Source organism: Gemmatimonadota bacterium, from assembly GCA_026706845.1.
Classification (GTDB): domain Bacteria; phylum Latescibacterota; class UBA2968; order UBA2968; family UBA2968; genus VXRD01.
This window is the reverse complement of sequence record JAPOXY010000035.1, coordinates 1-14,969: the sequence shown is the minus strand read 5'-3', so window position 1 is coordinate 14,969 and position 14,969 is coordinate 1. Positions and strand designations below refer to the sequence as shown.

General features: G+C 48.9%; 14 protein-coding genes. 13 read left to right on the top strand and 1 reads right to left on the bottom strand.

Features of this window, described 5'->3' with window-relative positions; genetic code table 11:
• The 3 genes from OXG87_03545 to OXG87_03535 form a co-directional block, all read left to right on the top strand.
• Positions 1 to 1,416 (top strand): VWA domain-containing protein (locus OXG87_03545; protein ID MCY3868605.1); only part of this gene is annotated, 1,416 nt, incomplete at its 5' end.
• 390 nt (positions 1,417 to 1,806) lie between these two features.
• Positions 1,807 to 2,088, top strand: a complete 282-nt coding sequence (locus OXG87_03540; GenBank protein ID MCY3868604.1) for a hypothetical protein — start codon at positions 1,807 to 1,809, stop codon at positions 2,086 to 2,088.
• Between the two features lie 101 nt (positions 2,089 to 2,189).
• On the top strand, positions 2,190 to 2,405 hold the full coding sequence (locus tag OXG87_03535) for a hypothetical protein (GenBank protein ID MCY3868603.1): 216 nt from the start codon (positions 2,190 to 2,192) through the stop codon (positions 2,403 to 2,405).
• Between the two features lie 304 nt (positions 2,406 to 2,709).
• Here the strand turns inward: OXG87_03535 and OXG87_03530 are convergent, their stop codons facing one another.
• A complete protein-coding gene (locus tag OXG87_03530) occupies positions 2,710 to 3,603 on the bottom strand; it encodes a hypothetical protein (protein MCY3868602.1) in 894 nt (297 codons plus the stop codon).
• Positions 3,604 to 4,033: 430 nt separating this feature from the next.
• On the opposite strand from OXG87_03530, the gene OXG87_03525 reads away from it, so the two are divergent.
• The 10 genes from OXG87_03525 to OXG87_03480 all read left to right on the top strand — a co-directional run.
• Positions 4,034 to 4,204 (top strand): hypothetical protein, encoded by a 171-nt coding sequence (locus tag OXG87_03525; GenBank protein MCY3868601.1) that lies wholly within the window; start codon positions 4,034 to 4,036, stop codon positions 4,202 to 4,204.
• Positions 4,201 to 4,686: a nucleotidyltransferase gene (locus OXG87_03520; protein MCY3868600.1), complete on the top strand. Its 486-nt coding sequence runs from the start codon at positions 4,201 to 4,203 to the stop codon at positions 4,684 to 4,686. Before OXG87_03525 ends, OXG87_03520 begins: the two co-directional genes overlap by 4 nt.
• Before the next feature lie 206 nt (positions 4,687 to 4,892).
• The gene (locus OXG87_03515) at positions 4,893 to 5,822 is read left to right on the top strand and encodes a metallophosphoesterase (GenBank protein ID MCY3868599.1); all 930 of its coding nucleotides are present in this window, start codon (positions 4,893 to 4,895) and stop codon (positions 5,820 to 5,822) included.
• A gap of 9 nt (positions 5,823 to 5,831) precedes the next feature.
• Complete coding sequence (locus OXG87_03510; protein MCY3868598.1) at positions 5,832 to 7,574, top strand: hypothetical protein; 1,743 nt, start codon at positions 5,832 to 5,834, stop codon at positions 7,572 to 7,574.
• 28 nt (positions 7,575 to 7,602) lie between these two features.
• A complete protein-coding gene (locus tag OXG87_03505) occupies positions 7,603 to 8,553 on the top strand; it encodes a DUF362 domain-containing protein (GenBank protein MCY3868597.1) in 951 nt (316 codons plus the stop codon).
• 29 nt (positions 8,554 to 8,582) lie between these two features.
• Entirely contained in the window at positions 8,583 to 9,653 is a 1,071-nt protein-coding gene (locus OXG87_03500) for an undecaprenyldiphospho-muramoylpentapeptide beta-N-acetylglucosaminyltransferase (GenBank protein ID MCY3868596.1), read from the top strand.
• Between the two features lie 5 nt (positions 9,654 to 9,658).
• The gene (locus OXG87_03495) at positions 9,659 to 11,629 is read left to right on the top strand and encodes a hypothetical protein (protein MCY3868595.1); all 1,971 of its coding nucleotides are present in this window, start codon (positions 9,659 to 9,661) and stop codon (positions 11,627 to 11,629) included.
• A 22-nt stretch (positions 11,630 to 11,651) separates the two neighbouring features.
• Positions 11,652 to 12,548 carry an aldolase/citrate lyase family protein gene (locus OXG87_03490; protein MCY3868594.1) on the top strand — a complete coding sequence of 299 codons (897 nt, stop codon included), beginning with the start codon at positions 11,652 to 11,654 and terminating at the stop codon, positions 12,546 to 12,548.
• Between the two features lie 252 nt (positions 12,549 to 12,800).
• Positions 12,801 to 13,928 (top strand): competence protein CoiA family protein, encoded by a 1,128-nt coding sequence (locus OXG87_03485; protein ID MCY3868593.1) that lies wholly within the window; start codon positions 12,801 to 12,803, stop codon positions 13,926 to 13,928.
• A gap of 181 nt (positions 13,929 to 14,109) precedes the next feature.
• Positions 14,110 to 14,969, top strand: an 860-nt coding sequence (locus OXG87_03480) for a hypothetical protein (GenBank protein ID MCY3868592.1), incomplete at its 3' end; no start/stop codon positions are given.

Here is a 14,969-nt window from a genome sequence, read left to right as displayed (position 1 = left end):
GGCGTGGCGTTCAATTTTGAGGTGACCAAATACCAGGTCGAGACCGAGTTGCCCAGCTTCGTCAATATTATGTTTCAGGTGCAAGATTCTGAGGGGCAGGGGGTGAACTTTCTGACGACCGACCACTTTGAAGTCAAAGAGGATGGTCAGTCGGTGTCCCCTACTGAGTCGGCGATGAATATTCGCAAGCGCGAGACCATCCCCTATACGCTGAAGACGGTTCTGATGCTCGACACCAGTGAGAGCGTAAGGGATAACTTAGATGATATTAAGAACGCGGCCATCACTCTGGTGCAAAACCTGACCTCTCAGCAAGAGGTCGCGTTGTACGAATTTTCTGAAGAGACAATTCTCTTGCAGGATTTTACCGACGATGTAGGAGTCTTGACCAGAGCAATTGAGGGGATTCGTTTGGGCTATGGCTCCACCAGGCTGTACGGAAGCATTATCGATGGATGTGCGCGGTGGGAGGATATCTATACTGTAAACAAAGTGCAGCAGGGGTTTTTGATCATCTTGACCGACGGGAAGGATGAGCGGGGTTTTGAGACCGTGCGGCAGGCAATTTCTGCGCGAGGGAACAAGAATATCTACACGATCGGCCTGGGTGCCGAGATTGAACCAGAAGTCCTGGACCGGCTTGGCAACGCCGGGTCTTTCACGCTCAGCGATGTGAACAATCTTGCAGACCAGTTTATCGAGATTCAGAACGAGATGGCGTTGTTTGCGGACAGCTTTTATCGCCTCAATTACAGGAGTCCCAAGCGGGGAGACAGGGTTCGCACACTGGAGTTGAGTGTGAAGAATAATCAGAATTATTCCACAGTTCGAGGGGAGTTCAATAGCAAGTGTTTCTTTTCGACCCGTAATCCGATCGTGGTCGTCAATCCGTCGTGTTCCAATAATAGAGGGATTGATGAACTAAAGATCCGTGAGGGCGATGCAGTGCAACTCCAGGCTGCGACATACCTGAGAACTGCCCCTCCGCAGTATAGCTGGACATCGAGTGATAACCGTATCGTCGTGGTCATACCAGATGTGGATGATCCAGCGATGGCGTTGGCAACAGCGGTTGGGCACAGCGGACAGACCGCGACACTAACGGTGTTTGACCGGGCAAACGGGTTGAACAAGCAGGTGAAGGTAGAGGTATGGAAGGAAAGGACAAACTCCTTCACACTGCCGGGGGGCGCATCGTTGGAGATGGTGTGGATAGAACCGGGGACATTTCAGATGGGATCGCCTGACTCGGAGCTCGGACGATATAGTGACGAGGGACCAGTGCATGACGTGACGATCAGTCAGGGATTCTACCTGGGAAAGTATGAGGTGACGCAGGGGCAGTGGGAAAGTGTGATGGGTACGCGTCCCTGGCAAGGTATAGGAGGGTATCCTTCTGACCCGAATTATCCTTAGGGTCCGTCGTCAGGCTCGCATCGCGTTATGCGGGGCGGCTACTTCAACGACCGCGCCCGGAATTTGCGGTCAGCGGCTCGCAGCCAATTCTCACCCAGCGGCCGCATCGGCATCGTTGGGTTTCGCCTTCTGAGACAGACCCAGTAGCTCTGTTCTCTTTAACGCTTTAACACTTTGTTGTTTTGAGTTGGTATGAGTGAAAGTTATGAGTATGCCCGTTGGTTTATGTGTGTGTATGTTTTGGGGTGGTAAACTGGCGTGGCGCAATGCCGAGCGTGTGTAGCTGTCTGAATCAGGATGGGCAGATTACTTCGGTGTCAGTTTACCTCTTGATGACCTTCTGTCAGTCCCATTCAAAAATCCACAACAATCATAATTAAGGAGGTCACCATGGCATTCTATGTCAGCAATTTGTATAAATTTGATGGCAATTACGAATATTTCGTTTATGTGATTGATGTGTCCCAGAAGCAGGTGCATTCCAATTGGATTAATAAGAATCTAAGCACGCTCGGTAAAAGCTTTGGTCAACGCACAGTCCTCGTAAGTGGTCCAAGTAACCTTTCGGAAAAACTAAATAAGTTCTTATCGGAGAACCTCTCATCAAAGTATGGCATGGTGGAAGACCTACTCCATGACGTAACCTGCTTGCTGGTTTCCAAGGGCAACTGACTACACAGAGTCCGATTTACCTTATCCAGGTTGCCAGAAAAGAAGAAACCAAGGCGGCACAGAACCGTGTTGCAACAATAATCGGCGAGATCGCTAAGGCCTTGAAAGAGGACAACTTTGCAGAGATTGCTCTTTTTCAAGACGCGCAAAAGCTTCAACTTAAGAACGTCGATGGCGGCTTCCTTATATGCACCCTGCAGAATCTCAATGAAATCGTTGAGCTCAAGCCAAACTTCTTTGGATTAGGCATCAATATTAATAAGGCCATAGAGAAGCTACAGAAGACCATTAAAAAGAAGTTGTCTTCAAAATTTTGAGTAAGGGAACAGAAAAAAATATAAGATCTTTTAGGCAAAAAATAAGGAGAAAGACAGTATTGATGGCCAAGTGGAAGAGTGAGGACAAGAAAGCCCGATCACAAAAGGTGCTGTGGTTACGTCCGAGAGTGCCTGATCCACTCGTGATCGAATCGGAAGCGACAGAACATAAAAAACATATTCTATTACCGCAAAACGTTCCAATCAGAACCATTGATTGTCTCGTATCTACAGCAAAAGCCCGACTTGATTAGAACAGGTCGGGCTTTTTTTGCTGTTTAAGGCGCAAGATTGGGAAATCGCATCACTCATCTAACATATCCCGAAATGCCTCCAGGCTGGACACCTGGACCGCCGCACGGAGTAACTGCTTGAGGTGTTGCAAATTGTCTATGGCAGCAATGCGAGCAGATATAGGGTGTGTCTCGGGCATATCAAATCGAATCTCCAACACTTCAAGGATATCTTCGAGCGTGCTTTTTCTTTTACCTTGCTCAATACCTTGCTCAATACCCAGTTGCTTAATGTATTGTGCAAACGATGATTCGCGCATAATAGCGTCCATAAGACCCTCCTGTAATAGAATACGATTGATGAGTGTCGGATCATACTCTAATCCACCTAATATCATCAACATGCCCAAAATGTCAACCTTTATTGATTCATCCACTGGCAGAGCATTCGTCGCGTCAACACAGTGACGCAACCACGCCTCAGAATCTATCTCAACAGGACGTTTCATCAAGGGGACGAACGGAAACAAGCCCGAAGGTCCGCCATCAATAATGTCCTGGCCTTCTACTTCACTAAGCCGGATTACTCTGTATTTGATCACTACAAGATGGCCGGATATTTCCTGAATAAAGTGCCCCGGATCGCGCCGACCTGCGCTGCGCCGTAAATAGATCACACTGGAGTAAATCGGCAGGTCGTGACGCTCAATCGCACGTATAATATAGCCCGCCATGCGGAGCGGCATAGATGGATCGTCAGTCGTTTGAAATTCGTGATGGATCAATGTCTCCTTGCCCGCGATATGGACGCGGATGAGGCTATCGGCGTGTCGTGTTTCAACCGTGGTTTGCTCTGTGTTGAGGATGTCGAGGACTTCTACATCGTCCCATCCAAGTGTGAATCGGATGAAGTCTTTTGGATAGGTCTGGATGAGATGTTTGGAGATGGTGTCATATTCGGCCATGTGGGATGCCTCGCGTCTGATGTGGTGAGCGCGTGGAACACGCGCAACAGTCAGACACAAAGCAAATATCAAGCCAAAAGATGGTAATCCTCTAAAAATTGAGCGATAATTTGCGTTGGAAGATGCCTAAACACCGTATTGTGCTTTAAATATGCTGGATTGCACACTTGTTTTAAATCCGCAGATGGACGCAGATGGACGCAGATGGACGCAGATGAAAGGTGAAGGGTACATTTTGAGCCATGAATGGACGGTATAGTGAAAGATGTGTACCTTTGTCCAGGCTGCGCTGGTATAGCTATACCTCGAGGTGCTGACTAATGGGACGGATCCCACGTTGGGCTTTTATCGTTTTGACATGACAGATGCTGGTATAATCCCTACATTTATTTCGTTGACTGAAGAATCACAATCCACAAAAGAGGAAAAGATGAACCATTCGAGCGGACTTGATCCTGTTATCGAGGTGTACAAAAACGATGTTGATCGAACCCTCATTCGCAGAAATCTCAAACTTTCTCATGAAGAACGGTTGCAAAATGCGATGGAACTCCAGCGTTTTGCACAGGAGTTGAGAAAAGCCGGACGTCGTAAAAAATGACAGATTTTACAAAGATCCTGCAATTATTGTCTGACCACAATGTTGAATTTATCATCATCGGTGGTGCAGCAGCTATTGTTCATGGTAGCAGTCGTTTGACACAAGACCTCGACGTAGTGTACCGAAGAACGCGTGAGAATATTACACGTCTTTCCAATGCATTGGAAAAACAAAATCCCTATTTGCGTGGCGCGCCACCAGGACTTCCTTTTCATTGGTCAGAAGACACCATTCGGATGGGTCTAAATTTTACTTTGCAAACGGATCTTGGAGATCTCGATTTACTCGGTGAGGTGACAGGTGGTGGGAGATACGAAGACCTTTTGGATCACACATTTGAGATTGAGGTTTTCGGTGTTCACTGTCTATGTCTCGATCTGGAAACGCTGATCCATGTTAAGCGAGCGGCAGGCAGACCCAAAGATCTCGAAACAATTTCAGAACTTGAAGCTATTCGAGAAGAGCAACAAAATGAGGTGTGATTTTCTGCCTGTTTTACACGTTTGAGTCAAAGAGTTTGCCACTCGCGCCTAAAAAATGCCCTGGCATAGTTGATGCCGGGGCATTCTCTATTTTGAAAAGCTGTTTGTGACCGCGTGTGTGAAAGTCGTTGACAAGGCTGGAGAGCCATTCATAATTTTGATTCGTGAACGCGAAACATTACAGATAGTTATTCAAAGGAGACACCATGGAACCCTGGTCCTTTCTTCATATCTGCGATATGCAACCCGGTTCGCCCCGGTCCTATCGCTTCAAGAAGCGAAATATGGACAATTGGCAGACGGCGTACCGGCAGATTCAAGGTATTACCGATGTCGATCTGATGCTCGTGGGTGGCGATCTCACGCGGGATGGGGCGCTCCACGACTTTGAGTATGAAGTTGCCAAACGCGAACTCGATGCTTTGCCTTATCCGTATTATGCGATTCCCGGCAATATGGATACGTGCAACAAGCATACCGATAAAAATGGTGCTACCGGGCGCGAAGATATTCGCCTGAATGTCACTGCTGAGCAGTTGGATCGGTTTGTACCCTTTTTCGGTGATTTTCCCTGGAGCTTTGTGCACAAGAATGTGCGCTTTAGCGGATTTTATGCGGCTGTGGCTGGTTCGGGATTGCCCCATGAGACGCGCATGTGGCACTGGCTGGAGAGTGAGTTGCCGTCTCTTTCTCGCGCGGCGCATCACGTTGTGACGATGCATTATACCCTTTTTATGGATGCGCTCGACGAACCCAAGTGGGATATTACAAAAGCGGATGAGTATAGAGACTGGTATTTTTCTATTGATCCACCACACAGACAGCGCATTTTTGAGGCGTTTAAAAATTCCGGTGTGTCCATTGTCCTCAGTGGACATATTCACTGCCGCCGTCCACCCCAGGTTGTTGGGGGTATCAGTTTTTACCGTTGCGCGGGTATAGCGATGCCCCAGGCGGCCGACCGATGGGATGATGGCGATTCCACGTTGGGGTTCTATCGTTTTGACGTGACAGACGCTGGTATAACCCCTACATTTATTCCTCTGACTGAGGAATCGCAGTCTAACGCGGAATATGGCCCCGGGGGTCATCCCCATCCTGAAGAGCGCGATTATTCGCTCGCGTGGGAGAAATAGGAGTTTCTTATGTCTGTTTTACATATTACGTCACCTGCTGCCCCTCCTGAGTGGGCACTTTTGCAACGGGAACTGATGCGCGCGCAGGCCACGGCCTGTGAGGTTTTTTATCACCGCTACTTTGACAACCGGGGGTATCTCAAGTGCATTCCTCGGTGGGGGGGTAACGATGGGCCAGATGATGCGATAGAAAATCTTACGGGGTATTCGATGGTGCATACGCTGGGTGGGCCAACGCATATTCTCGATCTCTACAAGCAGGCTTGGGAAGGGCATATCGAGCAGTATTCGGAGGCGAAGACCGAGGTTGTGCCCATTGGACGCGATGGTATGTATTACAAGGAGTTTCCCGCGTGCTTTGATTGGTTCCATCACGGAGAGTCACTCACCATTTTTAATTTGCAAGGTTTGTCCGATCCGCATGAGGTCACTTTTGGTCATCGCGTGCGTCGCTACGCTGGTTTTTATATGGACGAAGATCCCCAGGCGAAGAATTACGATCCCGAGTACAAAGTAATCCGCAGTCTTTTCAATGGCAGTCGGGGACCTTTGTTGCGAAAAGCCACGGGTCTGGATTGGGCAGGGGATCCCTTTGAGGTTGAGGGGCGCTTTCCCGCGCCGCGCCACGGTGAGCGCAATTTTGAAGAGATGCTTATGCATTTTGAAGATTATACCGATGTGATTGGCGATCATCCCCTGAATCTGGCGGCGACTACGCTGGGTCTCAATGCTTTTGCGCTGGCTGGTGAGGAGAAATACCGCTCATGGTTGCTGGAATATGTGGATGCGTGGGCGGAGCGCGCGGCTGAGAATAACGGTATTCTTCCGTCCAATATCGGTCTTGATGGGACTATTGGCGGTGCGTGTGATGGCAAGTGGTATGGAGGCTGTTACGGATGGGGATTTACGGTGGTTGTGCCGCAAACGGGGGATCTGGCTAACCGCAATTCCATAGCCCGAGGTATTGCGGGGTTTGGCAATGCTTTGCTTCTGACGGGTGATCAGAAATATCCGATTGTTTGGCGTACGATGATCAATGCGGTGAATAGCAATAGCAAGGATGTCGATGGGGAAATACAATATCCGCATATGCACGGGGATGATGGGTGGTATAGCTATAGTTCCCAGCCTTTTGAGCAGGGTGCGCTCGATGTGTATTACTGGACGATGGATGATGCCGACCTGCAATATATTTCCTCAGATCCATGGATAGACTATCTGCGCGGGAATAATCCCGATCATCCTGCGCGTACCTTGCGAAATGCGTTGAGCGCGATTCGTGGGAAGATGGAAAATGTGCGCAATGATACGTCTTCTACGGATACCCGGTTGTCCGATGATCCATTGCCGTACAATCCCGCAACCACTGTGAACGCGCTTATCCAACTCCAACTGGGTGGTTTGGCACCGCGCCACGGCGAACCTTTGCATTGTCGCGTGCGTTATTTTGATCCCGAGAATCGCCGTCCTGGATTGCCAGCGGATGTGGCTGCTCTGGTCGAGACGCTGACCGCGGATGGTGTTGTGCTGTCACTCGTGAATGTCAATCAGACGGAATACCGCGATCTCATTGTCCAGAGCGGTGCTTATGCCGAACACCAGATTATTGCTGCGGAGGTCAATGGCAGTACATCTGATCTCGATGCATCGTGGATGTCCGTTCGCCTTGGTCCCGGCTGTGGTGCGCGCCTTACACTTAAAACAGAACGCTATGTCAATCCGCCCACTTTTGCGTTTCCATGGGAGAGATAGATTCAGCAATCAATAAAAGGAGTTTCTTATGTCCAGAATTAATGTTGGTCTTGCCCGCCGCGAGAATCGTCGCCAGAATGTATTTGGTGCGCTCGATCTCATCCGCGATGATGTGATTCCCAGACTCGCCGAGCAGGTGATGCTCAAACCCAATTTTCTTTCGTCTAAAAATCAACTGGCGTCTTCTCATCCCGATGCGATGCGAGGGGCTATTGATTTTTTGCTCACTACGCCCAATCCACCGGATGAGATTCTCATTGCCGAGGGGGGTAATGAAGATATTCCGGGAGAGGCTTTTGATAATTTTGAGTATCACGCTTTGATAGAAGAATACGATGTTCCCATTCGACTTATTGACCTCAATTCTGAGACCCGTTGGGAGACTGTGCCGATTTTTCTCGATGACCGCACTGAATACGTTATACATATGCCCAAGACTGTGCTCGATTGTCCCTGTACTATTTCAATGGCGGTTGCCAAGACCCACGATGTTACAGTTGTTACGCTCGCGCTCAAGAATATGATTATGGGTACGATCCGGAAAGAAGACCGCGTTAAGATGCACGGGTTTCCCTCGCATCCAGAGCGCCTGCGTCCCAATGAGTCCAAACGGCTCAATGTCAATCTCATTCGGCTCGCCAAGTATTTGGCACCGGATATTGGCGTGATCGATGGTACTGTGGGTTTGCAGGGCAATGGTCCGGGGGGGACGGATTCGGTTGATCTGGGCGTTGCCGCGGCGAGTGTAGATGTTTTTGCTGTGGATGCGGTTATGACCAGTGTTATGGGTTTTGAACCCGCGAAGCAGGGGCTTCTCTATTATGCCAATCAACTCGGTATTGGTGTGACGGATCTCAACAATATCAATATTCTCGAGACTGCTGTTGAAGATGTCGCCAGGGCGTTCAAGCCGCATAAGTGGATCGAAGAACAACGCCAGTGGTACGAACCAAATGCAATGGCCGATATTTTTGCATGATAGCGATTCCGACCATATAGGAGTTTTTCTTGCCTACTATTGTCCTCATTGGCGGCGGTACCGCAGGGCATGTTACGCCCAATATCGCGCTGTTGCCCGCTTTGCGCGATGGTGGATATGATGTGCATTATATCGGTACGCGGGATGGTATTGAGAGAGAACTGATTGTACGGGAGGACGTTCCCTATTATGCGGTTCCCGCAGGCAAACTCCGCCGCTATCTGGATTGGCAAAATTTTACTGATCTCACCCGCATCAAGTTTGGATTTCTCAAGTCGCTGTTGCTTCTCGCTCGTATTAGACCCGATATTGTTTTTAGTAAGGGGGGATTTGTTACGCCGCCCATTATTTGGGCTGCGTGGTTGCTGGGTATTCCCGTGGTGTGTCACGAGTCGGATCTTACACCGGGATTGGCGAACAAACTCTCTCTTCCATTTGCCCGGCGCATTTGTTACGCCTTTGCGGAGACAGCTAAATATTTGCCCGCTGAAAAAGCGGTTCATACAGGCATTCCGGTGCGTGCAGAGCTGGGAAATGGCGATGCCCAGAAAGGGTGGATTTTGTGCGCTTTTACGTCCGAGAAACCCATTATTCTCATTATGGGGGGGAGCCTGGGGTCGCGTGCAATTAATGAGGCGGTTCGCGCTGCGCTCCCCGATTTGCTTGTCGATTACCAGATTTGTCATTTGTGCGGGCGGGGTAATCTCGACCCGGCTCTCGACCAGACCGAAGGTTACGCGCAGTTTGAATATGTCGCGGATGATTTGACCCATCTCTTTGCGGCGGCCGATTTTATAGTTTCTCGCGCAGGTGCTACCGCGCTATTTGAATTTCTTTCGCTTCAAAAACCCGCGCTTTTGATTCCCCTTTCTCTGCAAGCCAGTCGCGGAGATCAGATCGAGAATGCCGAGGCTTTTCGAAATGCCGGTTATAGCCTCGTCCTTTCAGAAGAGGGGCTTACGCCCGACAGACTTTGCAAAGCTATTCGCAATTTGTGTGATCAGAGTGATGCGCTCCGTCAGTCCATGTCTGATTGGCGCAGGCGCGACGCTGTTGTGGAAATTCTCTCAATCCTCGCCAGTTGTCTGAATAAGAATTGATTACTATGGCACAAGAAAGACATCCATCTGTTAAACCCTCTCGATTTGTAAGAGAGGCTGTTACGCTGAAGTCCATTTTGGTGGGCATGGTGGTTATTCTTCTGGCTGACGCGTACATCACATGGGGCATGGTGCATCTGGCTTCTCGTATGAATAAGTCCTATCTGCCGATGGGGCTGTTTTTTGTGTATGTGGTTCTGGTTTTGACAAATATCGCGTTTGATCGGGCGAAGAGCAGGTGGGCACTGTCTCAGGCTGAGATGCAAGTTGCGCTCGGTATGGGATTGATTGGGGCGTTTTTCCCATTTTTTGGTCTGGCGAGTTTTTTACCTACGGTGATTGCGGCGCCTTTTTATCTGGATACGCCAGAGAATGGCTGGCGCGAGCTTTTGCACGAGCATATTCCCAGGTGGATTGTGTTGCACAATGAAGATGGAGCGGCTACGCTGTTTTACGAGGGGCTTGCGCCGCATCAGCCGATTCCGTGGGGTGCGTGGGTGGTGCCGCTTTTCTGGTGGGGGGCGTTGATTTTTGCAATTGGTTGGTTGACGTTGTGTATTATGGTGATTTTGCGGAAGCAGTGGGTGGAAAATGAGCGGTTGGAATACCCGTTGATGAATGTGAGTATTAAGATGGCTGCCGGGTCAGAGGATGCGGAGGGCATTGCGCACATGGTTAGGCAGCGGGGGTTTAAGGTTGGCTGTTTTTTGGGTGCTATAGCTGTGTTGTGGAATATTGTGACGTTTTTTTATCCTTTGATACCGCGTTTGCCCACGACGCCAAATGCCGCCAGTTGGTTGCGCTGGATGGAGGGCGCGCCGACGTTCTGGGTGCAGATCAGTATTTATATTATTGGCTTTGCCTATTTTGCGCGCGTGGAGGCTCTGTTCAGTTTTTGGGTGTTTTTTGTTTTGACGGGTATTGAGATGTCTGTGTTTGACCGTCTCGGCGTGGGATCTTCTGTTGGACAAGGGGGGCTGGAGGCGGTTCGGTCTCAGAGTTTTGGCGCGTTTGTGATGATTGTGCTGGTGAGTTTGTGGATGTCGCGGGGGCATTTAAAGGGTGTGTTTCGGAAGGCATTTAAGGGTGATGCCGAGGTGGATGATTCTCGGGAGGTGTTGTCTTATCGGACGGCGGTGTTTGGTCTGGGGATTGGACTTCTTTTTGTGGGTGGATGGTTGCATTTGGCGGGTATGGAATTGAAGGTGCTGGTGCTTTATATGTTTTTTGCTGTGGCAGCCTATATCGGCTTGTCCCGGATTGTGGCTGAGATGGGGTTGCCCTATGCGAATATCTCGGATACGGCACTGAATTTTGCGCCTATTTATATTTTGGGGTCGCGTGCGATTTCAGCGCCTTCTATGGTGAGTCAGGGGTTTATCTATGCGCTTTTTGCCACGACGCGCGGGTTCCTCGGTCCGCCTCTGGCACAGACGCTGAAGCTGACGAGTGGGTTGAAGTTTCGGCGCAATAGATTGATTGGTGCGATTGCAATTGCACTGGTGTTGGGATTTTTCGTATCCATCGGCGATACGGTTTATACTGCTTATCGGCACGGCGGATATAACCTGGGAGGGTTGACGAGGGTGGCGGGCGTTCGGAATAATTATCAAAGAGCCGTGACGTGGATCCGCAATCCCAAACCTCCGGATTGGGATCGGCTCACGTTTGCCGGTTCTGGTATGGCGATTGTATTGTTGTTGACCTTTTTGCGATACAACTTTATCTGGTGGCCTTTGCCCGCTGTTGGTCTGGCACTGCAGGGTATGTATATGGCGCGTCGTCTGGTGTTTCCGGTTTTTATGGTGTGGATCTATAAGTCGCTTATTCTGAAGTTTGGGGGCGTTGGGATGTATCGCAGAGGGCAGCCATTTTTTATTGGTTTGATGGTGGGTTATGCTTTTGCGGTGTTTTTTTCGACTTTGATCGATCATCTCTTTTTTTATGGGCACGGTCACGTCGTGCATGATTTTTGAGAGAAACCGATAGGAGGGAATAATGGGAAAGAAACGGATTAACAGATGTATCGAGCTTCTCGAACAGGGCGAGTATCTCTATTATACGGGTGCTGGCCCTCTTACTTATGAGAATGGGAAGAAGCAGGCAAAGACGTGGGCGGATTTTTTGATGGTGGATTACGAGCATAGTCCGTTTGATGTGGTTGGTCTGCGCGCGTTTATGCAGGGGCTGGTGGATGGCGGTCCCACAAATTCGGGGCATCGCACACCGACTGTGTTTGCGACGCTGCCGTCCAATTGTCGTACGGTTCAGGAGGTTCGCGCCAATGCGTGGCAGATCAGGCATGTTTTGAGTTCGGGAGTACACGGTATTTTGCATACGCATGCGCGGCAGGCCGATGCGGTGAGGGCGTTTGTCGAGGAGTGCAGGTATCCCTTCCAGACAGCCGGGCTGGATCGCGGATTGGTGCAGGGGCAGCGCGGGGCGGGTGGTCAGGGATATGCCGCGGGTATCTGGGGTCTCAAGGGTCCGGAGTACACGCAGGTAGCCGATCCATGGCCGCTGAATCCAGATGGGGAGTTGATGTTGGGGCTTAAAATTGAGGATCGGGAGTGCGTTGCAAATGCCGAGTATATATGCAAGGTGCCGGGGCTGGCATTTGCGGAGTGGGGACCGGGGGATATGGGTATGTCCTACGGTTTTGCCGATGCCCACGATCCGCCGTATCCGCCGATTATGGAGGAGGCTCGAAGTATTGTGAAGGGTGCGTGTGATGAGAATGGAATTCATTTTTTGTGTTCGTGGAAGGATTCTTCAAAGAGTGCAGAGGAAAATATTCGATTTTTGATGGATTGGGGCGTCAGGATTCTCTCTGGCGGCGGAGAAGATCAGGCGAGAATTGGTCGCGCAATTTCAGGTAGGCAGATGCCTGTGTGAGGGAAGGTCGATAGAAAAGAGCTGAAAGAGGACGCAGGAGTGGTCTTTCAAATCAGTTTGTTTATTAACTTAATCCAGAAGATTTTGATTGTCATTGCGGCATGATTTTAGCCGCAATCCAGTGGTTTTGGTTGTCATTGTGGCATGGTGTTGAGCCGCCGCGCAAGCACAGTGCCAGTAATCCAGTCTATCAAAATAAAAAATGTTAGCTAATTTTTTGGGAATTATACACCAAAAGGCCGGAGAATTTTTGTGTCTGGTTTACTCATCCAACACGCCAGATGGCAAGGGGCACTCGTTACGCCAGATGACACATGGCTCGAAGGCGGAGCAAAATGTGGTTGCATCTGCATAGGTTGTGATGAACCGCTCGTTCTGCGACGAGGAGAGAAAAAGCGGTGGCACTTTGCTCACCGTTCAGAAACTTCCTGTGGTGGAGAAACATATATCCACAAAGTAGTTAAAGCCTGGATCGCTGAAAAACTGATCGGTCAGATTATTCCATTATCATCACATCCTGAATTAGATAGTCCTCAAGGATTTTGTGTTGAAAAGGGATGGCAAGAGGAGCACAGTAAGGAGACTGATAGAATATATGATGTGGTTCTCGAAGGTATGTTTCTATACGAAAAAGCCGAACAAGGGAAGCGGGGATGTCTCATATTTGAGGTGTATTACAGCAATGCAAAAGATGATGAATTTAAGTTACAAACGCAAAAAGAAGGGAGTTATATCCTTGAGGTCAATGCGAAGGAATTTTATGGGGATGGACGGGAAAATCTTACCGTAGAAAGGCTCGTAGAAAATAGTGATTGGATATGGTTTACAGAAAATCAGAAACTTTGGGAATATAATTCAAGCAAAGATGTGCGTGAGATTGTAGGAGATTGGATTGCTAAAGAAATTTGGATTGCTAAAGAAATAATGGACGAGCCTGTGCATTCTAAAGAAAAACAGGATCCTATAAGGAGAGGACCATTTTACCGCCAATTTCCTTTTGGAGAAGAAAATGATCATATAATGGATGGGCCATTTAAGGAATGTGGTGTTGGATTCTATAATGGGTACTTTGAAAGAGAGGTTCCTTTTTATTTTAATGGAGAAAAGTGCTGGCGAAATAGATATAGCCAGAAAACTGGTAGAATATATGACATTGTTTTTCAAGGTTGTTTTGTAGGCATATTTGCCAAAAATAGCAAGAGAGGGCATTTGATATTTCAGTTGGTAAAGCACTTTAATGCACATGATGATGATTTTAAGCTACAAATACGAAAAGCAAAGTTTTGTGTTCTTGAAGTCGATATACATAGGTTCTCTGGGGATGGATTGAAACCTCCTACTGCTGAGAGGCTCATGGCAAATAGCCGGTGGGTATGGTGATAGACGAACAAGAGAAATTTAAAAAGGAGAATTCGGCTGTTTAGTAATTTTTTAATTTTTTTTGGGACCAATGAGTTTCAAGGGCGAATGTGTAGAGATTAAGGGAAATTTGCTTGGCGACATTTATCAGGGCAAACTACCTCGTTTCTGCCGTCGCCATGATTGATAGTTTGAGGAATATATGACACAGGCTGGTGGACCCGCTGCGATAAACGGATTTCTCTATCAGATCCTTCACCATATTGAGTGGATAGCCGATGTTAGGTTGGAAAGAACTGATCAAGAGGTAAAGAATGCTCTTCTTGTATTGGAGCCTCGAAATGGTGGAGACGCACGGGCGGAAGCACCTGACCAATATCTCGTCGAACAGTACAAGACGCGGGCCAACGGTACATGGGCACTCACTGACGTGGAAACTATCCTGCGCGATCTTCGTAAGGCTGTGCCGCCTTCGTTGCCCGCGAATGCCCACTATCGCTTCGTGACTGATGGACGCGCCGGAGGGTTAGGAGAGTTCAAGGCTTTCCTTAAAGCATTAAAGTCGGTAGAAGGGCCAGATTATCTCGATAATGACGAAAAGAGAAAGTTCAGAAGCGGACTTAATGTAACTAACCGTGAATTTTTCGACCATATCGTCAAGAAAACACGAAACGGTGAACCCCAACTGCCTGCCAATGAACGCGCTGTTGTCTTTCACTTGCTTTCCCACTTTGAAATGGAATTCTGTGTAACCAGTAGTGGTCTGATCGAAAAAATTGAGGGGATTCTATGTCCTTACGTCGCCGATCTTCACGATGAGCGTAGAGTTCGGGAGCGTTTGGTTGGTCTCCTGATGGAGAGATTAAGTAATGGGGAAACACGGCTAAACCCTACCGGCCTTGGTAGCTTACTCCGGGAGGCCGGCCTTAGTATAGAACGGCTTCGTAATCTGACGCGACTTCCCGAAACGATGGCTGAGTTGAACCAGGCTCGTTTGGGTCGTATAGGGTATCAGCGCGAGAAAGATGTACGGGAGGTGCCGGACTGGCCGGAAGCGAAGCC

Bases quoted from the DNA above. Each gene is read 5' to 3' on its own strand.
- OXG87_03540 (MCY3868604.1), top strand. From the start codon at position 1,807: ATGGCATTCTATGTCAGCAATTTGTATAAATTTGATGGCAATTACGAA.
- OXG87_03530 (MCY3868602.1), bottom strand. From the start codon at position 3,603: ATGGCCGAATATGACACCATCTCCAAACATCTCATCCAGACCTATCCA.
- OXG87_03525 (MCY3868601.1), top strand. From the start codon at position 4,034: ATGAACCATTCGAGCGGACTTGATCCTGTTATCGAGGTGTACAAAAAC.
- OXG87_03520 (MCY3868600.1), top strand. From the start codon at position 4,201: ATGACAGATTTTACAAAGATCCTGCAATTATTGTCTGACCACAATGTT.
- OXG87_03515 (MCY3868599.1), top strand. From the start codon at position 4,893: ATGGAACCCTGGTCCTTTCTTCATATCTGCGATATGCAACCCGGTTCG.
- OXG87_03510 (MCY3868598.1), top strand. From the start codon at position 5,832: ATGTCTGTTTTACATATTACGTCACCTGCTGCCCCTCCTGAGTGGGCA.
- OXG87_03505 (MCY3868597.1), top strand. From the start codon at position 7,603: ATGTCCAGAATTAATGTTGGTCTTGCCCGCCGCGAGAATCGTCGCCAG.
- OXG87_03495 (MCY3868595.1), top strand. From the start codon at position 9,659: ATGGCACAAGAAAGACATCCATCTGTTAAACCCTCTCGATTTGTAAGA.
- OXG87_03490 (MCY3868594.1), top strand. From the start codon at position 11,652: ATGGGAAAGAAACGGATTAACAGATGTATCGAGCTTCTCGAACAGGGC.